Origin of the sequence: Conexibacter sp. CPCC 205762 (assembly GCF_030646155.1) — a bacterium.
Taxonomy (GTDB): domain Bacteria; phylum Actinomycetota; class Thermoleophilia; order Solirubrobacterales; family Solirubrobacteraceae; genus Conexibacter.
This window is the reverse complement of the sequence record NZ_JAUTDN010000029.1, coordinates 43007-63290: the sequence shown is the minus strand read 5'-3', so window position 1 is coordinate 63290 and position 20284 is coordinate 43007. Positions and strand designations below refer to the sequence as shown.

The 20284-nt window shown below is 72.9% G+C and carries 18 protein-coding genes and 1 other RNA gene; 10 read left to right on the top strand and 9 right to left on the bottom strand.

Annotated elements, in window-relative coordinates:
- Window positions 1–9: 9 nt before the first annotated feature.
- Genes Q7L73_RS19795 through Q7L73_RS19785 form a run of 3 tightly spaced genes read left to right on the top strand, consistent with a single transcriptional unit; the run spans window position 10 to window position 4260 of the window.
- The gene (locus Q7L73_RS19795) at window positions 10–1215 is read left to right on the top strand and encodes a S41 family peptidase (protein ID WP_304691319.1); all 1206 of its coding nucleotides are present in this window, start codon (window positions 10–12) and stop codon (window positions 1213–1215) included.
- Window positions 1212–3071, top strand: coding sequence for a ribonuclease R family protein (locus Q7L73_RS19790; protein ID WP_304691318.1), 1860 nt, complete (start codon window positions 1212–1214; stop codon window positions 3069–3071). Before Q7L73_RS19795 ends, Q7L73_RS19790 begins: the two co-directional genes overlap by 4 nt.
- A 7-nt stretch (window positions 3072–3078) precedes the next feature.
- Window positions 3079–4260, top strand: a complete 1182-nt coding sequence (locus Q7L73_RS19785) for an NAD(P)/FAD-dependent oxidoreductase (protein ID WP_304691317.1) — start codon at window positions 3079–3081, stop codon at window positions 4258–4260.
- 4 nt (window positions 4261–4264) lie between these two features.
- On the opposite strand, the gene smpB is transcribed toward Q7L73_RS19785, so the two are convergent.
- Together smpB and Q7L73_RS19775 are read right to left on the bottom strand one after the other, a co-directional pair.
- Entirely contained in the window at window positions 4265–4750 is a 486-nt protein-coding gene (smpB, locus tag Q7L73_RS19780; RefSeq protein ID WP_370552405.1) for an SsrA-binding protein SmpB, read from the bottom strand.
- Between the two features lie 52 nt (window positions 4751–4802).
- Window positions 4803–5207 (bottom strand): MarR family winged helix-turn-helix transcriptional regulator, encoded by a 405-nt coding sequence (locus Q7L73_RS19775; RefSeq protein WP_304691315.1) that lies wholly within the window; start codon window positions 5205–5207, stop codon window positions 4803–4805.
- Window positions 5208–5296: 89 nt separating this feature from the next.
- Between Q7L73_RS19775 and Q7L73_RS19770 the strand changes: the two genes are divergently transcribed.
- Window positions 5297–6766 carry an MFS transporter gene (locus Q7L73_RS19770; protein WP_304691314.1) on the top strand — a complete coding sequence of 490 codons (1470 nt, stop codon included), beginning with the start codon at window positions 5297–5299 and terminating at the stop codon, window positions 6764–6766.
- Between the two features lie 242 nt (window positions 6767–7008).
- On the opposite strand, the gene Q7L73_RS19765 is transcribed toward Q7L73_RS19770, so the two are convergent.
- Window positions 7009–7920, bottom strand: a complete 912-nt coding sequence (locus Q7L73_RS19765; RefSeq protein ID WP_304691313.1) for a site-2 protease family protein — start codon at window positions 7918–7920, stop codon at window positions 7009–7011.
- 57 nt (window positions 7921–7977) lie between these two features.
- On the opposite strand from Q7L73_RS19765, the gene ssrA reads away from it, so the two are divergent.
- Window positions 7978–8344, top strand: a transfer-messenger RNA (tmRNA) gene (gene ssrA / locus Q7L73_RS19760).
- 116 nt (window positions 8345–8460) lie between these two features.
- Here the strand turns inward: ssrA and Q7L73_RS19755 are convergent.
- Genes Q7L73_RS19755 through Q7L73_RS19735 form a run of 5 tightly spaced genes read right to left on the bottom strand, consistent with a single transcriptional unit; the run spans window position 8461 to window position 13198 of the window.
- Complete coding sequence (locus tag Q7L73_RS19755) at window positions 8461–9543, bottom strand: phosphotransferase family protein (protein ID WP_304691312.1); 1083 nt, start codon at window positions 9541–9543, stop codon at window positions 8461–8463.
- Entirely contained in the window at window positions 9540–10763 is a 1224-nt protein-coding gene (locus tag Q7L73_RS19750) for an acyl-CoA dehydrogenase family protein (protein ID WP_304691311.1), read from the bottom strand. The genes Q7L73_RS19755 and Q7L73_RS19750 overlap by 4 nt, the downstream gene beginning before the upstream one ends.
- Before the next feature lie 19 nt (window positions 10764–10782).
- Window positions 10783–11763 (bottom strand): NADPH:quinone oxidoreductase family protein, encoded by a 981-nt coding sequence (locus Q7L73_RS19745; RefSeq protein ID WP_304691310.1) that lies wholly within the window; start codon window positions 11761–11763, stop codon window positions 10783–10785.
- The gene (locus Q7L73_RS19740; protein WP_304691309.1) at window positions 11760–12542 is read right to left on the bottom strand and encodes an SDR family oxidoreductase; all 783 of its coding nucleotides are present in this window, start codon (window positions 12540–12542) and stop codon (window positions 11760–11762) included. The genes Q7L73_RS19745 and Q7L73_RS19740 overlap by 4 nt, the downstream gene beginning before the upstream one ends.
- Window positions 12539–13198 (bottom strand): TetR/AcrR family transcriptional regulator, encoded by a 660-nt coding sequence (locus tag Q7L73_RS19735; RefSeq protein WP_304691308.1) that lies wholly within the window; start codon window positions 13196–13198, stop codon window positions 12539–12541. The genes Q7L73_RS19740 and Q7L73_RS19735 overlap by 4 nt, the downstream gene beginning before the upstream one ends.
- Before the next feature lie 26 nt (window positions 13199–13224).
- On the opposite strand from Q7L73_RS19735, the gene Q7L73_RS19730 reads away from it, so the two are divergent.
- The 5 genes from Q7L73_RS19730 to Q7L73_RS19710 all read left to right on the top strand — a co-directional run bounded on the left by Q7L73_RS19730 (window position 13225) and on the right by Q7L73_RS19710 (window position 18400).
- On the top strand, window positions 13225–14463 hold the full coding sequence (locus tag Q7L73_RS19730; RefSeq protein ID WP_304691307.1) for an NADH:flavin oxidoreductase/NADH oxidase family protein: 1239 nt from the start codon (window positions 13225–13227) through the stop codon (window positions 14461–14463).
- 72 nt (window positions 14464–14535) lie between these two features.
- Entirely contained in the window at window positions 14536–15417 is an 882-nt protein-coding gene (locus Q7L73_RS19725; protein WP_304691306.1) for an NAD(P)H-binding protein, read from the top strand.
- A gap of 213 nt (window positions 15418–15630) precedes the next feature.
- A complete protein-coding gene (locus tag Q7L73_RS19720; RefSeq protein WP_304691305.1) occupies window positions 15631–16878 on the top strand; it encodes a hypothetical protein in 1248 nt (415 codons plus the stop codon).
- 73 nt (window positions 16879–16951) lie between these two features.
- Window positions 16952–17170, top strand: coding sequence for a flagellar biosynthesis anti-sigma factor FlgM (locus Q7L73_RS19715; protein ID WP_304691304.1), 219 nt, complete (start codon window positions 16952–16954; stop codon window positions 17168–17170).
- Window positions 17171–17269: 99 nt separating this feature from the next.
- Window positions 17270–18400 (top strand): hypothetical protein, encoded by a 1131-nt coding sequence (locus tag Q7L73_RS19710; RefSeq protein WP_304691303.1) that lies wholly within the window; start codon window positions 17270–17272, stop codon window positions 18398–18400.
- Here the strand turns inward: Q7L73_RS19710 and Q7L73_RS19705 are convergent.
- On the bottom strand, window positions 18397–20220 hold the full coding sequence (locus Q7L73_RS19705) for a M3 family oligoendopeptidase (RefSeq protein ID WP_304691302.1): 1824 nt from the start codon (window positions 20218–20220) through the stop codon (window positions 18397–18399). The genes Q7L73_RS19710 and Q7L73_RS19705 overlap by 4 nt on opposite strands.
- Between the last annotated feature and the right edge of the window lie 64 nt (window positions 20221–20284).

The following is a 20284-nucleotide window of genomic DNA, read 5'->3' as shown; positions in this document are numbered from 1 at the left end:
GCTGACGGCGTGCCCCGTCGCTCATCGCGTATACCGATATTGCTCGGCGGGACGTTCCTCGCCGTCGCCGTGCTCGCGCTCGGCATCTTCCTCGGCGGCCATCCGACCTCGCTGCCGCAGCCGATCCGCAACGTGCTCGTCGCCGACGACGAGGCGCAGCAGGTGCAGCAGGCGCTCGACACGATCGAGGACGCCTACTACCGCCCGATCTCGCGCGACCAGCTCGTCAACAAGAGCATCGAAGGCGCGGTCACCAGCCTCGACGACCAGTTCTCGCACTACTTCGACCCCGAGACCTACAAGCGCTTCCAGCAGACGACGAACGCGAAGTTCGGCGGCATCGGCGTCTCGATCCAGGGCGAGAGAAGAGGGCTGCTCGTCACGAGAGTGAGCAGCGACACGCCGGCCTCGAAGGCGGGCGTCGAGAGAGGAGACCTGATCGTCGCCGTCGGCAGAGACCTGCTCGCCGGCCACCCCGCCGACTACGGCATCAACATGATCAAGGGCGACCCGGGCACCGACGTCACGCTGACGCTCGAGCGCGACGGCAGACGCTTCGAGAGAACGCTCGAGCGGGCCGAGATCAACACGCCCGTCGTCGCCTCGAGAATGGTCAGAACGAGATCGGGCAACTACGGGTGGGTGGTGTTCTCCAGCTTCACGACCGACTCCAGCAGAGAGGTCCGCGCCGCCGTCGACAGACTGCTGAGACAGGGCGCCAGAGGGATCGTGCTCGACCTCCGCGGCAACGGCGGCGGGCTCCTCAACGAGGCGGTCGAGACGGCCTCGATCTTCATCCCCGACGGCACGATCGTCTCGACCGACGGCCGCGCCCGCGCCCGCCACGTCTACGACGCGACCGGCGACGCGATCAGATCTTCGGTCCCGGTCGTCGTGCTGGTCGACAGAAACACCGCCTCCTCCTCGGAGATCGTCACCGGCGCGCTGCAGGACCGCAGACGCGCGAGAGTCGTCGGCACGCGCACCTACGGCAAGGGCGTCTTCCAGGAGATCCGCGAGCTGCCCGACGGCGGCGCGCTCGACATCACCGTCGGCCAGTACTTCCTGCCGAGCGGGCGCAACATCGGCGGCAAGGGCGTCAGAGAGGGCGACGGCATCAAGCCCGACGTCAGAGCCGTCGACGATCCGCACACGCCCAGACGCGACGAAGCGCTCGACACGGCGCTGAGAACGCTCGCGGCCGAGTCGCGGTGAGCCCGCGGCGCGACGAGAAGGCGGCCGCCGCTCGTCTCCGTCGCGCCGGGCAGCGAGCCCAGCGCGATCCGGACGAGCCGCAGCCGCGCGAGCGGGCGCGCGACCGCGCGGCCGAGCGGCCGCAGCGCGGCGAGCTGGTCGCGCTGCTGGAGAAGCGCGGCCGCTTCATGGTCGGCCAGCCGTTCTTCGGCAGCGGCCCGAAGCCGATCGTCGACCGCGACCGCACCAGCAACTACGGCGACCTCGTGCTGCTGCGCGTCTCCAACCGCGGCGGCAAGGGCCACGCGAAGGTCGTGCGCCGGCTCGGCCGCCCCGACGTCGCCGCCGACGTGCTGGAGGCGCTGATGCTCGACCGCGGCCTCAAGCGCCGCTTCGACCCGGCCGTCGAGCGGGCTGCGCGCGAGCCGCGCGCGGTCGCGGTCGACGGCCGCCGCGACCTGCGCGAGCTGACGACCTTCACGATCGACCCGGCGACCGCGAAGGACTTCGACGACGCGATCTCGGCCGAGGCGCTGGGGGAGGAGCGCTGGCGGATCTGGGTCCACATCGCCGACGTCTCCGCCTACGTCCGCCCCGGCGACCTGGTCGACCGCGAGGCGTTCAAGCGCTCGACCTCCGTCTACGTCCCCGGCAAGGTCGAGCCGATGCTGCCGGAGGGGCTCTCCAACGACGCCTGCTCGCTGCGGCCGCACGCCGACCGGCTCGCCGTCACGGTCGAGCTGGAGCTGCACGCCGCCGCCGTCACGAAGGTCGCCTTCTACCGCTCGACGATCCGCTCCGACGAGCGGCTCGACTACGAGCGCGTCGACCGCATCTTCGCCGGCGAGGAGGCGGCGCAGGAGCCGTGGGCGGAGCCGCTGCGCGCGGCGCGGGCCGCCGCCGCGGCGCTGCAGGCCAAGCGCGAGCGCCAGGGCGCGCTCGCGATCGAGTCCTCCGAGCCGGAGTTCACGTTCGACCGCGAGGGCCACGTGACCGCGGTCGAGGGCCGCGTCCAGACCGAGTCGCACCGGCTGATCGAGCACCTGATGATCCTCGCCAACGAGCAGGTCGCCAAGCTGCTCGCCGAACGCAGATCGCCGGCCCTCTTCCGCGTCCACGAGCGGCCCGACGGCAGCGCCGCCGAGCGGCTCGTCGCACAGCTCGCCTCGCTCGGCGTGCCGACCCCGCCGCTGCCGGAGTCGCCGACCTCGCAGCAGGCGGCGGAGGTGATCGCGGAGGCGTCGCGGCTCGTCGTCGAGCACGCGCGCCGCAACGGCGGCGCCGGCGCGACCGGGCTCGGCAGCCTCGTGCTGCGCTCGCTCAAGCAGGCCCGCTACGACCCGCGCAACCTCGGCCACACCGGCCTCGGGCTCGAGCACTACTGCCACTTCACCTCGCCGATCCGCCGCTATCCGGACCTCGTCTGCCACCGCGCGCTGCTGGCGGCCGTCGGCGGCGGGGAGGAGGAGCCGCAGGCGTCGCGGCTGCCCGGCGCGGCCGACTGGACCTCCGCGCGCGAGCGCGACGCGATGCAGATCGAGCGCGCCGCCGACGACGTCGCGCGCTGCTTCCTGCTGGAGAGACGGCTGTTCGAGGCCGGTGCGGGCGCGCAGCCGGAGTTCGACGGCGAGGTCGTCAGCGTGATCGGCGCCGGTGCCTTCGTCGCGTTCGGCGACGGCTACGAGGGGCTGCTGCCGGTGCGGCGGCTGCGCGGCGACTGGTGGGAGCTGAACGAGGAGGGGACGATCCTGCGCGGCGAGCGCTCCGGCGCGACGATCAGGATCGGCGACGCGGTCCGCGTCGTCGTCGACCGCGTCGACGCGCCGCGCGGTCGCGTCGACCTCTATCCGCTGGAGCTGGCGCAGCCCGCGCGCTGAGATCGTCGTGCGTTCGACCGACGTCGTGATCATCGGCGCAGGCGCCGCCGGGCTGATGTGCGCGATGACCGCTGCCGCGCGCGGCCGGCAGGTGCTGCTGCTGGACCACAGCAACAAGGCCGGCAAGAAGATCCTCATGTCCGGCGGCGGCCGCTGCAACTTCACCAACATGTACGCGGAGCCGGCCAACTTCGCCTCGGCCAACCCGCACTTCTGCAAGTCGGCCCTGGCGCGCTACACGCCGTGGGACTTCATCGCGCTGGTCAGCGAGCACGGCGTGCCCTACCACGAGAAGAAGCTCGGCCAGCTGTTCTGCGACAACCGCTCCAAGGACATCCTCGAGCTGCTGCTGGAGGAGTGCCGGCGGGCCGGCGTCGAGCTGCACCTGAGAACCGCGGTGCAGCAGATCGAGCGGCGCGACGACGGCTACCTGCTGGAGACCGACCTCGGGCCGGTCGCCGCGGCGTCGCTGGTGGTCGCGACCGGCGGCCTCTCGATCCCGACGCTCGGCGCGACCGGCTTCGGCTACGAGGTCGCGCGCCAGTTCGGCCACAGCGTCCTGCCGACCCGCGCCGGGCTCGTGCCGTTCACGCTCTCGGGCCCGCTCAGGGAGCTGTGCGCCGAGCTGTCGGGCACATCGGTGGAGGAGTGCGTCGTCAGCTGCAACGGCGAGAGCTTCCGCGAGAACATCCTCTTCACCCACCGCGGCCTCAGCGGCCCGGCGATCCTGCAGATCTCCTCCTTCTGGCGGCCCGGCGACGTCGTCGAGATCAACCTGCTGGCCGACCGCGACGCGTTCGAATGGCTGCAGCGCGAGCAGGCCGCGCGCCCCAACAGCGAGCTGAAGACGGTGCTGGGGGAGGTCTTCACGAAGAAGCTGGCGGCGCTGCTGGTCGAGCGCTGGTTCGCCGCCAAGCCGATGAAGCAGCACACGCCGGCCGAGCTGCGCGCGATCGCCGACAGGCTCGCCGCCTGGCGGGTGGCGCCGGCCGGCACCGAGGGCTACCGCACGGCGGAGGTCACGCTCGGCGGCGTCGACACGCGCGAGGTGTCGTCGAAGACGATGGAGTCGCGCAGGAGCCCGGGGCTGTACTTCATCGGCGAGGTGCTCGACGTCAGCGGCCACCTCGGCGGCTTCAACTTCCAGTGGGCGTGGGCCTCGGGCCACGCCGCCGCGCAGGTCGTCTGAGCGCTCAGCGCTCGTAGTCGCGCTTGGCGCGGGCGATCTCGCGCTTGGTGTCGCGCTCCTTGATCGACTGCCGCTTGTCGAACATGTCCTTGCCCTGTGCGAGCGCGATCTCGACCTTCGCGCGCGGCCCTCTGAAGTAGATCCGCGTCGGCACGAGCGTCAGGCCTCTCTCTCTGACTCTGCCGACCAGTCTCTCGATCTCGCGTCTGTGCAGCAGCAGCTTGCGGTCCCGCTCGGGCAGGTGGTTGTCGCGGTAGGCGGCGACGTACGGCGGGATGTGCATGTTCAGCAGCCACACCTCGCCGCCTCTGACGAGCGCGTAGGCGTCCTTCATCTGCGCACCGCCGTCGCGCAGCGACTTGACCTCGGTGCCGGTCAGCACGATGCCGGCCTCGTAGGTGTCGAGCAGGTTGTAACGGAACCGCGCCTGGCGGTTCGTCGCGACGTCGCCGGGAGCGACCTTCTTCTTGGCCTTTCTTGCCATGGCCATCTAGCGTGCCACAAAGCACGCCGAAAGCGCAGGGCGGCCCGGCGAGGGGCCTCTAGTCGTTCAGCAGCTCGGCCAGCAGCTGGCGCTGGGTCGGCTTCGCCGCCTCGTAGCGCTCTCTGCCGGCCGGCGTGAGGCAGGCGAAGATGCCGCGGCGGTCGACCGCGCACATCGAGCGCGTGACGAGGCCGTCGGCCTCGAGCCGGCCGATCAGCCGCGAGAGCGCGCTCTGGCTGAGGTGGACGGTGTCCGCAAGGCCCTGCATGCGGTGCTGCTCGGCGTCGCAGCAGGCGAGGCGCTCCAGCACCTCGAACTCGCTGACGCCGAGCTGGTGGCGTTCCTGCAGGACCTTCTCCAACGCGCAGGTGGTGCGGGCGTGACGGTCGAGCAGCTCGCGCCACTGGGCGACGAGCTGATCGTCGTCGCGGGCCGTGGTCGGCTTGCTTCGGATAATCGTCATGACGCGCGGATTATACCAGACAGTCACAATATTTGCCTTCACATAATTTTCATCTGCAATCTTTGCACATGCATGTATTCTCTCCGGCCATGACCGCAACCCTCTCTCCACCGACTGCCGCCCCGGCAGACGAGGCGACCCGCGAGAACCACTGGGACGCCCGCCTGTGGGGGGCGCTGCTCGTGCTCTGCGGAGCACTCTTCCTCGACGGGCTCGACGTCTCGATGGTCGGCGTCGCACTGCCGTCGATCGGGGCCGACCTCGGCCTCTCCACCAGCGACCTCCAGTGGGTCGTCTCCGGCTACGTGCTCGGATACGGCGGTCTCCTGCTGCTCGGCGGCCGCACCGCCGACATCCTCGGCCGCCGCAAGGTCTTCCTCGCCGCGGTCGCCGTCTTCGCCGTCGCCTCCGTCCTCGGCGGCATCGCGAACGACGGGACGATCCTGATCGCGACCCGCTTCATCAAGGGCGTCAGCGCGGCCTTCACGGTCCCCGCCGGCCTCTCGATCGTGACGACGACCTTCCCCGAGGGCCACGTCCGCAACAGAGCGCTGGCGATCTACGCCGGCATCGGCGCGACCGGCTTCTCCGCCGGCCTGATCCTCGGCGGCCTGCTGACCGAGCTCGGCTGGCGCTGGACCTTCCTCGTGCCCGGCCCGATCGCGCTGATCGTGCTGCTCGCCGGCATCAAGCTGATCGCGAAGGACAAGCCGGACCCGAACGAGCGCAAGAGCTTCGACGTCGGCGGCGCCGTCACCGTCAGCGCCGCGATGCTGCTGCTCGTGCGCACCGTCGTGACCGCGCCCGACCACGGCTGGGCCTCGGCGCAGACGCTCGGCGGCTTCGCGATCGTCGTCGCGCTGCTGGCGACCTTCATCACGCTCGAGCAGCGCGTCAAGCATCCGCTCGTGCGGCTCGGGATCTTCAAGTCCGGCTCGCTCGTGCGGGCCAACCTCGGCGCCGTCGGCGTCTTCGGCAGCTACGTCGCGTTCCAGTTCATCGCGACGCTGTACCTGCAGAACCTGCTCGGCTGGAGCGCGCTGGAGACGGCGCTCGCCTTCCTGCCGGCCGGCCTGCTGGTCGCGGCCGTCGCGCCGCGGATCGGCACGGTCGCCGACCGCATCGGCACCCAGCCGCTGATCGTCGGCGGCTTCGTCGCCTTCATCGCCGGCTATCTGCTGTTCCTGCGGATCGACGAGTCGCCCTCGTACGTGACGACGATCCTGCCGACGATGCTGCTGCTCGGCGTCGGCTTCGCGCTGACCTTCCCTGCGCTCAACATGCAGGCGACGGCCGGCATCGCCGACCACGAGCAGGGGCTCGCCTCGGGCCTCGTCAACACCTCGTTCCAGATCGGCGGCGCGGTCGTGCTCGCCGTCGCCTCGGCGATCGTCCTCTCGCAGGCGGGCGCGTCGACCGATCCGCAGGTGCTGCTGGACGCCTACAAGCCGGCGCTCGGCGTGATCGCCGGCCTCTCGTTCGTCAGCCTGCTCGTCGCGCTCACCGGTGTGGTCTCTCGCCAGCGGCACTCGGCCGTCGCCGGCATCGCCGAGAGCTAGACGCAGCACAGCGGGCCCTCGCCCGTCGGTCGCGTCGCGGCATCCCCGCGCGGCGGCGACGACGGCGGGCGGGGGATCCGCCGCTTGCGCAAGCGTTGTCCAGCTTCCGCGAGCGACTGGATGTCAGTCCATCGGCGGCCGGTGCGTTGAACGCGCCGGCCGCACGTCGTTGTGGGAACGCTCTGCGGCGGTGGCGGCGGTCGCGGCGACGGCGATGGCGCCTGCGGCCGCCGCCACGCGACCTACGCGTCCGCGAAGGTGCGCGCCAGGTGGGTCGCGTCCATCCCCAGCACCAGCAGCGCGATCAGGCCGATGTAGACGATGCCGACCAGCAGCCGCTGGCGCGGCGTGACGCGGTAGTAGGAGGCGACCTGCTCGCCGCCCTCTCTCAGCTGCTTCCAGCGCCGCCACGTCTCGAAGGCGGCGAAGACGGCGATGATGATGATGATCGGGTTGGGGAAGACGAACGCGACCATGACCATCACGAACAGTCCGACGAACCACATCCACGGCGTCATCGCCGCCATCGCGCGGCCGCCGTCGAGCGGCACGACCGGCATCAGATTGAAGAGGTTCAGGAAGAAGCCGGTGAACGCGAGCGCCTGCCAGAACTCGTCGCCGGTCAGCTGCCACGGGATCAGCAGCGCGGCCGCGCCGAGCGAGCCGAGCACCGGGCCGGCGAGACCGACGCGCGCCTCCGCCGCGGCGTCGTCGCCGAGCGACTTGGCCGAGACGACGGCGCCGAGGAAGGGGATGAACATCGGTGCGCTCGCCTCGATCCCCTCACGCCGCAGCTGGATCACGTGGCCGAGCTCGTGCACGAGCAGCAGCAGCACGAAGCCGAGCGCGAACTTCCAGCCCCAGATCAGCGCGTAGGCGGCGACCGAGACGAGCATCGTGCCGGAGGTCGTCAGCAGCTTCAGCTTCGGCAGCGCCAGCAGCAGGCCCTTCAGCGGGCCGAGGAATCTGGCGATCGCCGCGACGACGACGAGCAGCGGGCCGAACAGCCGCCGCAGCCTCGACGGCGGCCGCTGCGGCTCGGGCGGATCGTGCGGCGGCGGGCCGGGCGCGGGCGCGTGCGGCGCGGGCGCGCCGTCCCACGCCGGGGGCGGCGGGGTCGGCGTGTTGGGGGGAAGCCAGTTGCGCTGCTCCATCTCAGATCGATTGTGGCAGGCGCTGTCGGCTAGACTGGACGGGCAAGAGTCTTTCCCGGGGACGACAGGCTTCGACGTGGTCGATTCATGGGAATGGTTGCGAGCCGAGGTTCCGGTTGGCCTCGCAAAACCACCGGAAAAACCATACGTGCGGACTCTCACGAGTACGCCCTCGCCGCCTAGCACCTAGCTAGAGCCGTGAGGTTTCGGCCCTCGCCAGCCTGCCGCGGGGATCGCCGGAATCAGAAGCAGGCTCACCCGAGGAGATCCGCCTCTGTCGAATCGGGGACATTTTTCAGGAGGCTGGTCCCGCGCAACCCCGCCAGCGAGGCGAGCGCGGGACGAGAACAGAGCGCTGGCTATGCTCGTAGACGCCATTGTCGTGCGGCTGCGGACCCGGGTTCAATTCCCGGCGTCTCCACTGCAGACGAAGAAGCCCCGCTCTGGTGAGCGGGGCTTCTTCGCGTTACGGGTGCGTAGGCGCGCGCCGGTCCAGCGCGGCGCGATCGTCCCCGTCGGCTGAGCCGGCGCCTCGCGGTCTCAGCCCGCCGCGCGCATCGTCTTGCGGCAGCGCCGCTCCAGCACGTGCGCGGCGAGCCAGAAGCGCTTGAAGGCCGGGTTCCGGGTCTGGCCGTGGTGGTAGCGGTAGTAGATCTGCTGGGCGATGCCGGCGAGGCGGAACATGCCGAAGACCTCGTAGAACGGCCAGTCACCCGGGGAGAGGCCGGTCGCCGCGCAGTAGCGCTCGACGATCTCGCGGCGGGTCGGCATCCCCGGCAGGTGCGACGGCTGTCTGCGGAACTGCTGCGCGCCGCGGCCGTCGCCGGGCTCGATCCAGTAGGCGAGCGAGCTGCCGAGGTCCATCAGCGGGTCGCCGATCGTCGCCAGCTCCCAGTCGAGCACCGCGCGCACGTTCGTCGGCTGCGCCGGGTCGAGCACGAGGTTGTCGAGGCGGTAGTCGTTGTGGATCAGGCAGGCGCCGACGTCGGCCGGCTGGCGCTCTCTCAGCCACGCGATCACGCCCGCGAACGAGGGCACGTTCCAGGTCTTCGCGCGCGTGTAGCGCTCGCTCCAGCCGGCGACCTGGCGTGCGACGTAGCCGTCGCCGCGGCTCAGGTCGGCGAGCCCGGCCGCCTGCACGTCGACGCGGTGCAGCTCGACGAGCAGATCGACGAAGCGGTCCCCGAGCGCGCGCATCAGCGCCGGGTCGGTGCCGATCTCCGGCGGCATCGAGCGACGCGGGATCACGCCGGCGACGCGCTCCATCACGTAGAAGTCGCTGTCGATCACGGCCGCGTCCCGGCACAGTGCGACGACCGCCGGGACGGCGCCGAAGACCGGCTTCAGCGCCGCCTGGATGCGGTACTCGCGCGCCATGTCGTGCGCCGAGGCGGCCTTCGTCCCGGCCGGCGGGCGGCGCAGGATCAGGTCGCGGTCGGCGTACCGCAGCAGGTACGTCAGGTTCGACGCGCCGCCGGCGAACTGCCGCACCTGCGGCAGCCCGTCCGGCAGGTCGGCGCCGGGCGAGGCGCCGCGCAGCCACGCGTCGACGGCGCCGACGTCGAAGGCGTCCTCCTCGCGGACGGCGCGGTCCTCCGAACGGGCGCCGGCGGGTGCGCTCAAAGGACCGGCTCCTCCTCGCCCCGCTGACGCCGCAGCTCGCGCCGCGCGATCGACAGCTTGTGGACCTCGTCGGGCCCGTCGGCGAGCCGCAGCGTGCGCATGTGCGCGTACATGTACGCCAGCGGCGTGTCGTCGGAGACGCCGCCGCCGCCGTGCACCTGGATCGCGCGGTCGATGATCTTCAGCGCGATGTTCGGCGCCGCGACCTTGATCGCCGCGACCTCGATGCGGGCGTTCTTGCCGCCGACGCGGTCGACCAGCCAGGCGGTCTTGAAGACGAGCAGCCGCAGCATCTCCAGCTCGATCCGCGCCTCCGCGATCCAGTCGCGGATGTTGGAGCGGGTCGAGACCGGCTTGCCGAACGTCTCGCGCGCGTCCGCGCGAGCGCACATCAGCTCCAGCGCCCGCTCAGCCGCGCCGATCGCGCGCATGCAGTGGTGGATGCGGCCCGGCCCGAGCCGCGCCTGCGCGATCAGGAAGCCCGCGCCCGGCTGCGCGATCACGTTCTCGAACGGGACGCGCACGTCGGTGAAGCTCAGCTCGCCGTGGCCCTCCGGGTCGTGGTAGCCGAAGACCGGCAGCGAGCGGACGATCTCCAGGCCGGGCGTCTCCAGCGGCACGAGCACCATCGACTGCTGCGCGTAGGCGTGCGCCTCCGGATCGGTCTTGCCCATCACGATCAGCACTCTGCATCTCGGGTGCATGACGCCGGTCGTCCACCACTTGCGGCCGTTGAGGACCAGCTCGTCGCCGTCGCGCACCATCGAGAGCTGCACGTTGGTCGCGTCGGAGGAGGCGACGTCGGGCTCGGTCATCGCGAACGCCGAGCGGATCTCGCCGTCGAGCAGCGGCTGCAGCCAGCGGTCCTTCTGCGCCTCGCTGCCGAACTGGTGCAGCACCTCCATGTTGCCGGTGTCGGGGGCGTTGCAGTTGGTCGCCTCGGCGGCGATCGTCGTGCGGCCCATCAGCTCCGCCAGCGGCGCGTACTCCAGGTACGACAGGCCGGGGCCGTGCGCGGGGTCAGGCAGGAACAGGTTCCAGAGGCCGCGAGCGCGCGCCTCCTCCTTCAGCTCCTCCATCACCGGCGGGTGGACGTGCGGCGTGTCGCCGGCGCGCACCTGCTCGATGTAGACCGCCTCGGCCGGGTAGACGCGTTCGTCCATGAACGCCTGCAGCCGCTCCTGGTACTGCTTGGCGCGGTCGCTCAGCTCGAAGTCCATCCGTTCTCTCTCCTCGCGGTCAGGTTCGTACGTCCAGCACGACCTTGCCGGTCGCGCGCCGTTCCTCCAGCAGCATCAGCGCGTCGGCCGCCTGCTCCAGCGGCAGCCGCGCGCCGACCAGCGGCGCGACGACGCCGCGCTCGATCAGCGCGTGCAGCTCGCCGCCGATCTGCTGGTTCACCTCGGTGTGCTTCAGCACGTAGGCGCCCCAGCCGGCGCCGACGACGCTGACGTTGTTGAGCAGCAGGCGGTTGACTCTCACCTCGGGGATCGAGCCGGCGGTGAAGCCGACGACGACGGCGCGGCCGTCCTCGTTGAGCGTCCGCAGCGAGTCGGTGAAGCGGTCGCCGCCGACCGGGTCGAGCACGACGTCGGCGCCGCCCAGCTGCTTCACCGCGTCCTTGAAGCCGTCGGCGCGGACGACCTCGTCGGCGCCGGCCGCGCGCGCGACCTGCTCCTTCTCATCGCTGGAGACGACCGCGATCGTGCGCGCGCCGAGCCCCTTCGCGACCTGCAGCGAGGCCGTGCCGACGCCGCCGGCGGCGCCGTGCACGAGCACCGTCTCGCCGGCCGCGAGCCGCCCGCGCAGTCTCAGCGCGAACCACGCCGTGTGGTAGTTGAGGATCAGCGCCGCGCCCTGCGCGAAGTCGAGCTGCTCGGGCAGCGGGAAGGTCATGAACGTCGGCGCGACGGCGACCTCGGCCCAGCCGCCGAGCATCGGGAAGGCGGCGACGCGGTCGCCCGCTCTGACGTGCGCTCCGGCCGGTGCGGAGCGGACGATCCCGGCGACCTCGCTGCCCGGCACGAACGGCGTCGGCGGCTTGACCTGGTACAGGCCGCGGGTCTGCAGCAGCTCCGGGAAGGAGACGCCGGTCGCGTGCACCTCGACGACGACGCCCTCGCCGCCGGTCAGCGTCTGGTCGGGCGTCGGCTCGTCGCGGCGGACGAGCCGCAGCGCGATCTGCGGGCCGGTCTCCTCTGCGATCTCGATCGCCTTCACGCCTGCTCCTCCTCGCGCGGTTCCGTGCGCGGCCCGGGGATGTTGCGGAACTGGAACGGCGCCGGCTCGCGTCCGATCTGCACGAACCAGCACTCGCCGCTGCCCTCGCCGCCGAACAGCCGCAGCGCGGTGTCGGCGACGATCGCAGGGTCGAGCAGCTCGAAGCCGGCCTGGCGCAGCCCGTCTCTGACGTGCGCGATCAGCGGCGTCTCGGCGAAGGTCGGGCAGACGGCGTTGAAGCGGATTCCCTCAGTCGCCAGCAGCGGGCCGAGCGAGCGCGTGAGGCCGACGACCGCGTGCTTGTTGGCGGCGTAGATCGCGTCCAGCGGCACGGCGGTGAGGCCGGCGAGCGAGGCGGTCGCGACGATCGCGCCGCCGCCGCGCTCGCGCAGGGCGGGCAGGGCGGCCTGCGTGCCGAAGACGACGCCGTCGAGGTTGACGCCCATCGCGCGGCGGTAGAGCGACAGGTCGAACTGCTCGCCGATCATCGTGTCGCTGGTGACGCCGGCGTTCAGCAGCACGAGGTCGAGGCCGCCGGCCTGCTCCTGCGCGAAGGCGACGGCGGCGTGGTTGGCCTCGAGGTCGCTGACGTCGAGCACGAAGGCATGCCCGCCGACTCTGTCGGCGACCTCGGCCGCGCCGGCGCCGTCGAGGTCTGCGACGACGACCTCGGCGCCGGCCGCCGCCAGCGCGAACGCGGTCAACCGGCCGATGCCGCTGGCGCCGCCGGTGACGAGCGCGACCTTGTCGCGCAGGTCGGGGATCGTCCGCTCGCTCAACTCGCTCCTCCGCCTCTCGTGGTTACGTCCGGCAGCTCCGATTCGCCCCGCAGGACGGAGCGGATCAGGTCCACCGCCGGCTCGCGCAGCCCGTCCAGCTCGCCGGCGCGACCGTGCTCGGCCGCGCTCAGCACCAGTTCGTTGATGCCCCCGACGACCGCTGTCGCAAGCGTGCGCGAGACCGGCCGCAGCCGCGGCTCGTCGCGCCGCAGCTCGCTCGCGAAGGAGACGAGCGCGTCGGCGAAGCGGTCGAGCGCCTCGCGCCGGTGCACGAGCGCCTGCGGGCCGGCGCCGAGGATCTCGACGAGGAAGGTGCGCGTCAGCTCGGGGCGTGCCGCCATCGCGTCGAGGTAGGCGGCGACGACGGCCTCCACGCGCGCCTCCCACGGCTGCCCGGCGGAGCGCTCGGCGGCCGCCTCCTGCGCGCCGATGACGTGCGCCGAGGCGGCGTCGTAGGCGGCCAGGAAGCAGTCGAGCTTGTCGTCGAAGCGCTCGTAGAAGGTGCGCTTGGAGACGCGCGCGGCGCGCACCACGTCGGCGATCGTGGTCGCCGCGTAGCCCTTCGCGGAGACCGCCTCGTTCATGCCGCAGACGAGCCGCTCGCGGGCGCTGTCGAGCGTCTCTCCCGGCTCGTCTTCGGCAACCGGCGTGAGCATTGGTACCGCACGGTACCATCGCGCCGATGACGACCGCGACACTTGCCGAGGCGCTGCCGCTGCCGTGCGGCGCCGTGCTCCCCAACCGGATCGCGAAGGCGGCGATGAGCGAGCAGCTCGGCGACCGCTCCAACCGCCCGACGCAGCAGCTCGACCGCCTCTACGAGCGCTGGGGCCGCGACGGCGCCGGGCTCGTCATCACCGGCAACGTGATGATCGACCGGCGTCACGTCGGCGAGCCGCGCAACGTCGTCGTCGAGGACGCGCGCGACCTGCCGGCGCTGCGCCGCTGGGCGGACGCCGGGCGCGCCGGCGGGTCGGCCCTGTGGGTGCAGGTCAACCACCCCGGCCGGCAGGCGCTGCGGATCGCCGGCGCGCACCCGGTCGGCCCCAGCGCGGTCGCGCCGAAGCTGCCCGGCGCGGTCACGCCGCGGGCGCTGACACCGCACGAGATCGAGCAGATCGTCGCCCGCTTCGCGACGACCGCCGCCGTCGTGCGCGACGCCGGCTTCGACGGCGTCCAGCTGCACGGCGCCCACGGCTACCTGATCTCGCAGTTCCTGTCGCCGCGCGCGAACGTCCGCGAGGACGAGTGGGGCGGCGACGCCGAGCGCCGCCGCCGCTTCGCGCTGGAGGTCGTCGGCGCCGTGCGCGCCGCCGTCGGCGACGACTTCGCGGTCGGGATCAAGCTCAACTCGGCCGACTTCCAGCGCGGCGGCTTCAGCGAGGACGAGTCGGTCGAGGTCGTCGCGGCGCTGGCGGAGGCCGGCGTCGACCTGGTCGAGATCAGCGGCGGGACGTACGAGTCGCCGGCGATGATGGGCGGCTCCGACGGCGACAGCGCGCCGCAGCGCGCCTCGACCGCCGCGCGCGAGGCCTACTTCCTCGACTACGCCGAGCGCGTGCGCGAGCGCGTTCCGGGGCTGCCGCTGATGGTGACCGGCGGCTTCCGCTCGCTGGAGGGGATGGCGGCGGCGATCGGCTCCGGCGCCTGCGACGTCGTCGGCATCGGCCGCCCGCTGGCGCTCCACCCGGACGCCGTCGGCGAGCTGCTCGCGGGCACGCGCGCGCGTGTGGACGCCGGCAAGAGAGGGCTCGGCGTGCGCAGACTCGACAGCGCGATCGACCTCTTCTGGCACACCCGCCAGCTGCAGCGGATCGGCCGCGGGCGCGAGCCGTGGGCCGGCGAGCACGCGTTGCAGACGTTCGCCGCCTTCCTGCTCACGAACGGCTGGGGCGCGGCGCGGCGGCGGCGCGGCGGCTGAGGCGGGCGCGGCGGGCGCGGCCGCGCCGCCGCGATGCAGGCCCGGCGGGCGCGGACGGGCATACTCGCCCGCATGAGCGAGACGATCGTCGTGACGGGCGCCAGCGGCGCGATCGGCAGCCGCGTCGCACGCCTGCTGAGCGAGGCCGGCGCCGGCCAGCGGCTGCTGGTGCGAGATGCCGAGCGGGCGCCGTCGCTGCCGGACGGCGGGGCGGGCGCGACGGTCGCCGTCGCGCCCGGCGGCTATGCCGACGGCGCCGCGATCCGCGCCGCCTGCGAGGGCGCGAGCACGCTGCTGCTCGTCTCCGCCAAGGAGGCGGCCGACCGCGTCGCCGAGCACGTCGCGGCGATCGACGCGGCGCGCGCCGCCGGCGTCGAGCGGATCGTCTACCTGTCGTTCCTCGCCGCCGCGCCCGACGCGACCTTCACGTTCGCGCGCGACCACTTCGCGACCGAGCAGCACGTGCGCGCAAGCGGGGCGTCGTTCAGCTTCCTGCGCCCGAGCCTCTACGCCGATCTGGTGCCGTACTGGGTCGGCGCCGACGGCGTCATCCGCGGCCCGGCGGGGGAGGGGTCGATCGCCTGGGTGACGCGCGACGACGTCGCGGCGGTCGCGGCCGCGGTGCTGCTCGCGCCCGACGAGCACGTTGGACAGACATACGACCTGACCGGCCCGGCGCTGATGACCGTCGCCGAGACGGCGGCGCTGCTGGCGGAGCGCGCCGGGCGGCCGGTCACGTACGTGCCGGAGACGCTGGAGGAGGCGCGCGCGTCGCGCGCCGGCAGCGGCGCGGCAGCATGGGAGATCGAGGGGTGGGTGACATCCTACGCGGCGATCGCGAGCGGCGAGATGGCGGTCGTCTCCGACGCGGTGCAGCGCGTCAGCGGCCGTCCGCCGCAGGGGCTCGGCGCGTGGCTGGACGCCAACCCGGGCGCGATCGGCGCCGTGGGCTAGCGCCCGCGCGCCGGGACGAATAGGCTGACGAGGTCAGCGCCCGGACCGCGCGACCCCGTACGCGACGGGAACCGAAGGGGATTCTCAAGCTCCGCGCCTGAATGGTCGAGGAGTCTCATAGAGTCTCCGGACCGCCTTCTTTTCATGCACGACCGCCTGATCGCTCACGCCCCGCAGGATCGCAGCGCCGCTCGGCGCCGGTCCCGTACGGCCGTGACCGTGCTGCTGGCGCTCGTCGCGCTGCTGATCCCGGGTGCCGCCGGCTCCGCCTTCGCGGCGACGCCGGACGCGGCCGACGCCGCGCCCGTCGCGCGGCACGACGACCAGTCGCTGCCGCAGGCGCCGACCGCCGGCGAGGGCGACGACAGCTCGGCGCCCACCGACCAGCCGGTCGTCGACACCCCGCCCCAGCAGCCGCAGTCCGACCCGGCGGCGACCGACCCGGTCCCGCCGGCCGACGGCGGCACCAACGGCCAGCCCGGCGACAACGGCCAGCCCGGCGGCGGCGACCAGCCGAGAGACCCGACGGTCGACCCGCCCGTCGATCCTCCGGTCGACCCGCCTGTCGATCCCCCCGTCGACCCCGCGCCCGTCGATCCCGCACCGCCGGTCGATCCCGCGCCGGCCGAGCCGCTGCCGGTCGACCCGGCGCCCGTCGATCCCGCCCCGGCCGACCCGGCGCCCGCGCCCACGGTCCCGGCGGACGACGCGCCGGTCGACGACAGACCGGCGACGAGAGACCCCCGCCCCGCGCCCGCCGACACGACGCCGAAGCCGGCAGAGACGACGCCGAAGGCGCCCTCCGGCTCGGGCACGCTGAGAGCGAGCGTCGTCGACCAGCCGCAGCCGCAGCTGCAGCAGCCGCAGAGCGCGCCGGTCGTCAGCTCGGCCGACAGCGCCGCCGTGCCCGCCACGGTCGCGCCGCTCGCGACGCCGACGGTCCCGATGCCCGGCAGCAGAGCCGACCCGGCCGTCAGAGACGCCGACGCCGCCGCCGCGCGTGACGCGGCGACGAAGCGGATCGTCCGCAAGGCGCTGGTCGAGCTCGGCATCGTGCCGGCGACGCCGGACACCGCCGCGGCCCACAGCGCGTCACCCGTCGCCAACGGCATCTTCTGCGGGCCGGAGATCGTCGCGGCCGCCGCGCCGGCGCCGGTCGCCGGCACGACGCGCGTCGCGGTCGTCAAGGCCGAGCGCAGACAGCGCGGCGCGGACGCGCCGAGCACGGTCCGCGGCCCGCCCGTCAGCCCCTTCGACTCACCCTCGTCGCCGCTCAACTCGAGCGCCGCGGCGGCCCCCGGCAACGGCTCCGTCGCCGGCGTCAGCTTCTTCGCGATCCTCGTCGGCTCGGTCAGCGCGCAGCTCGCGCAGGCCGAGACGGTCGCGCCGCCCTGCTCGTTCGCGAGCAACTCGGCGACGCCGACCTCCGACGACTCCGCGCGCGCTCCACCCGCTCTCTGATCGACCCCACCCGAGCCGCCCCGCAGACGGGCGCCGGCTCATCCGTCGAATCAGAGATCAAAGGAGTCCCGCCATGGTCGTCGTCAACGACCACGTCCACCGCCTCACCAGCTCCGGTCGCAGAGACCGCATAACCCGTTCCTCCCGCGTCCGCCTGCTCGCCAAGCAGGTCGCCTCGGGCGAGTACAGAGTCGACCCCGAGAAGCTCGCCGAGGTGCTCGTCGAGCGCGCCCAGTTTCACCAGCGCGTCAAGGCCGACCTGCTGACGCAGCGGTCGGCGTCGGAGCTGTGAGCCCGGCGCCGGGCGCGCGCCTGCCGCGCGCCCGGACACGCAGCGCCGACGCGCCAGGCCCGGTCGCCGCGCCATCCGCCCGCCTACGATGAAGAGCGGATGGCGCGACGGCTCACCCTCCTGACGTGCGGACTTGCAACAGCCGTGGCGCTTGCCGTCGCGGCAGCTCCGGCCACAGCCGCCGGCAGCTTCCAGGGCACCCTCGCCGTCACGCAGCCGAGCGCGCCGAGCGGCGCGACGACGCCCGTCACGGTCACCGCCGCGGTCACGCTCTCGCAGCAGTGCGACGCGAGCAGCGGCTGCGCCTACCAGCCGTTCGTCACGACCGTCGCCGCCTCCAGCGCCTGCACGACGACGCTCACGAGCGCCGGCTGGAGCGGCCCCGTCTTCGATGACGCCAGCGGCGCCCAGCCGCAGCAGGCGACCGCCCAGTGGCAGGAGCGGCCGTGGATCTACGCCGGCCCCAAGCGCGCATGCCTCTACGCCGTCGCGGGCGGCCAGGCGGCGCTGCTGGCGGAGGCGACCTACGACGTGCCGAGCGCCCCGACGACGCCGCCGGCCAAGCCCGACCCGAACGGCCGCGACCTCGTCCGCAGCGCGATCCCGCGCTCGGTCGGCGTCCGCCGCGCCTACGCGTACACGCTCAGCACGGCCAACATCCCGCGCTCGGTCGGCGCCAAGCGCTACGCGGTGATCGCCAAGGTCGCCGCCAGCCGCTGGGGGCTCAGGCTCGCCGGCACGACGACGCGCGCCACGCGCAGCGGCGACCGGCGCGACTACGTCGGCTTCGCGAAGGACGTCCCGAGCGTCGCGCTCGGCGTCACCAGAATCCGCACGATCCGCTACTACCGCCGCGAGAACGGCCGCACGCGCGTCGTCGGCGAGCGCGTGGTCGAGCGTGACCTCAGCCTTGCCGTCAACGTGCCGTGGTGGGTCGGACCCGGGCCGCCGCCGGCCGACAAGGTCGACCTGCAGACGGTGATCGTCCACGAGCTCGGCCACTACGCCGGCAACGGTCACGTCGCCAACTGCACCAACAGCCCGATGTGGACCGGGCTGGCGCCCGGCGAGTGGTGGTACAGCCGCGCGAACTGGTTCCAGTTCGGCTGCCGCAACGCGCCCGGCGCGACGATGGCGACCACCGCGCGCGCCGGCGCCACGCCGAACCGCGCCGCAGCACGGCCGCTGCTGGTACAGCGGACCGTGGTGCGCAGAGTCCTGCTGCCCTAGATCCGCCCGGCCTCCGAGGCCGCCTGCTCGGCCTTCACCAGCTGCTCCTCGACGAGCGCCAGGCCGGCATCCCAGAAGCCCGGGTCGGTCAGGTCGAGGCCGACCAGCCTGCCCAGCTCCTCCGGCGCCAGCGAGCCGCCGGCCGACAGCATCTTGAGGTAGTCGGGCACGAACGAGGCGCCCTCCTGCTCGTAGCGGCGGTAGACCGACAGCGCCAGCAGCTGCCCGTAGGCGTAGGCGTAGACGTACCCGGGCGTGTTGATGAAGTGGGGGATGTACGACCACCACGTCTTGTAGCCCTCGGTCACCTCGACGGCGTCGCCGAACAGCTCCTCCTGCGTCTTCTCCCACAGCGCCCCGAACTGCTCGACGGGCAGCTCGCCCTGCTCGCGGCGGGCGGTGTGGATCTCCTGCTCGAAGTTGTGCATCGCCGTCTGCCGGAAGACGGTCGCGATCGCGCCCTCGATCGACTCCGACAGCAGCGACAGGCGCGAGGCGGGGCTCTCGGCCGCCTCCAGCAGCCGCCCGAAGACGAGCGTCTCGCCGAAGACCGAGGCCGTCTCCGCCAGCGTCAGCGGCGTGCTCTGGTGGAAGACGCCCTGCGGCGCCGCCAGCGCCGCGTGGACGCCGTGCCCGAGCTCGTGCGCGAGCGTCAGCACGTCGCGGCGGCGGGCGGTGTAGTTGAGCAGCACGTACGGGTGCGCGGAGGGGACCGTGTAGGAGCAGAAGGCGCCGCCGCGCTTGCCCGGCCGCACCGGCGCGTCGATCCACTGCTCGTCGAAGAAGCGCTGCGCGAGGTTGCCCAGCTCGGGCGTGAAGGAGCCGTAGGCGTCGAGCACCAGCTCGCGCGCCTCGCTCCAGCTGAAGCGCTCGTCGACGTCGGAGACGGTCGCCGCGCGGTCGTAGTCGGCGAGCTTGTCGACGCCGATCAGCCTCGCCTTCAGCTTGTACCAGCGCTGCGGCACGTCGAAGCGGTTGCGGACCGCGGTCACGAGCGCCTGGACCGACTCGTCGCTCGCCTCGTTGGCGAGGTTGCGCGCCGTCAGCCAGTTCGGGTAGCTGCGCAGGCGGTCGTCGACGGCCTTGTCGTGCAGCAGCGTGTTGAAGATGTAGGCGCGCGTGCGCAGGCCGGGCGCGAGCGCCTCGGTGACCGCCTCCGCGGCGCCGCGGCGCTCCTCGCGGTCGGGGCCGGAGAGCAGCGCCAGCGCCTGCTCCAGCGAGACCGCGTCCTGCTGCTGCGGCAGCTTCACCTCCAGTGCCGACATCAGCTCGGCGAACAGCCGCGTCCAGGCGCTCGCGCCGCTGATCCCCTTCTCGGCAAGGATCCGCTCCTCCGGCTCGGTCAGCAGGAACGGGCGGTAACGGCGCTCGGTGCGCAGGTAGTGGGCGAAGAACTCGCTGCCCTCGCCGCTCAGCAGCTCCTCCGCGCGCTCGTCCGGCAGCGCGGCCCACTCCAGCTCGAAGAACAGCAGCGAGGTCTGGATCGCGGTCGCGCGCTCCTGCACGTGCTGAAGCAGCGCGCCGATCTGCGGGTCGGCGGTGTCGACGGCGAAGCGCAGCGAGGCGTAGGAGCCGGCCCGGCCGACGAGGTCGTGCAGGTCGGCCAGCTCTCGCATCGCCGCGATCAGCCCGGCGGCGTCGAGCTCGGCGAGTCTGCCGGCATAGCGGGCGGAGAACGCCTCAGCGCGCTCGGCGCCCTCTGAGAGCTGTCTGCGGACGCCCTCCTCGCCCTGCCCGTCGACGAGCGGCTCGAGGTTCCAAGCGACGCCGGCGACCTCGTCGTCCGCGGGCTCCTGGTTGGTGGCGGGAAGGGTCGTCATGGGCTCAGGTTAGACCGTCGCGCGCGCGAGCCGCACGTGCCCGCGCGCACCGCGTCGGGGCCGC

Excerpts from the sequence above, each read along its gene's own strand:
- Q7L73_RS19705 (WP_304691302.1), bottom strand. The coding sequence starts at position 20,220 with ATGACGACCCTTCCCGCCACCAACCAGGAGCCCGCGGACGACGAGGTC.
- Q7L73_RS19725 (WP_304691306.1), top strand. The coding sequence starts at position 14,536 with ATGAGCGAGACGATCGTCGTGACGGGCGCCAGCGGCGCGATCGGCAGC.
- smpB (WP_370552405.1), bottom strand. The coding sequence starts at position 4,750 with ATGGCCATGGCAAGAAAGGCCAAGAAGAAGGTCGCTCCCGGCGACGTC.
- Q7L73_RS19770 (WP_304691314.1), top strand. The coding sequence starts at position 5,297 with ATGACCGCAACCCTCTCTCCACCGACTGCCGCCCCGGCAGACGAGGCG.
- Q7L73_RS19750 (WP_304691311.1), bottom strand. The coding sequence starts at position 10,763 with ATGGACTTCGAGCTGAGCGACCGCGCCAAGCAGTACCAGGAGCGGCTG.
- Q7L73_RS19710 (WP_304691303.1), top strand. The coding sequence starts at position 17,270 with ATGGCGCGACGGCTCACCCTCCTGACGTGCGGACTTGCAACAGCCGTG.
- Q7L73_RS19765 (WP_304691313.1), bottom strand. The coding sequence starts at position 7,920 with ATGGAGCAGCGCAACTGGCTTCCCCCCAACACGCCGACCCCGCCGCCC.
- Q7L73_RS19730 (WP_304691307.1), top strand. The coding sequence starts at position 13,225 with ATGACGACCGCGACACTTGCCGAGGCGCTGCCGCTGCCGTGCGGCGCC.
- Q7L73_RS19735 (WP_304691308.1), bottom strand. The coding sequence starts at position 13,198 with ATGCTCACGCCGGTTGCCGAAGACGAGCCGGGAGAGACGCTCGACAGC.
- Q7L73_RS19715 (WP_304691304.1), top strand. The coding sequence starts at position 16,952 with ATGGTCGTCGTCAACGACCACGTCCACCGCCTCACCAGCTCCGGTCGC.
- Q7L73_RS19775 (WP_304691315.1), bottom strand. The coding sequence starts at position 5,207 with ATGACGATTATCCGAAGCAAGCCGACCACGGCCCGCGACGACGATCAG.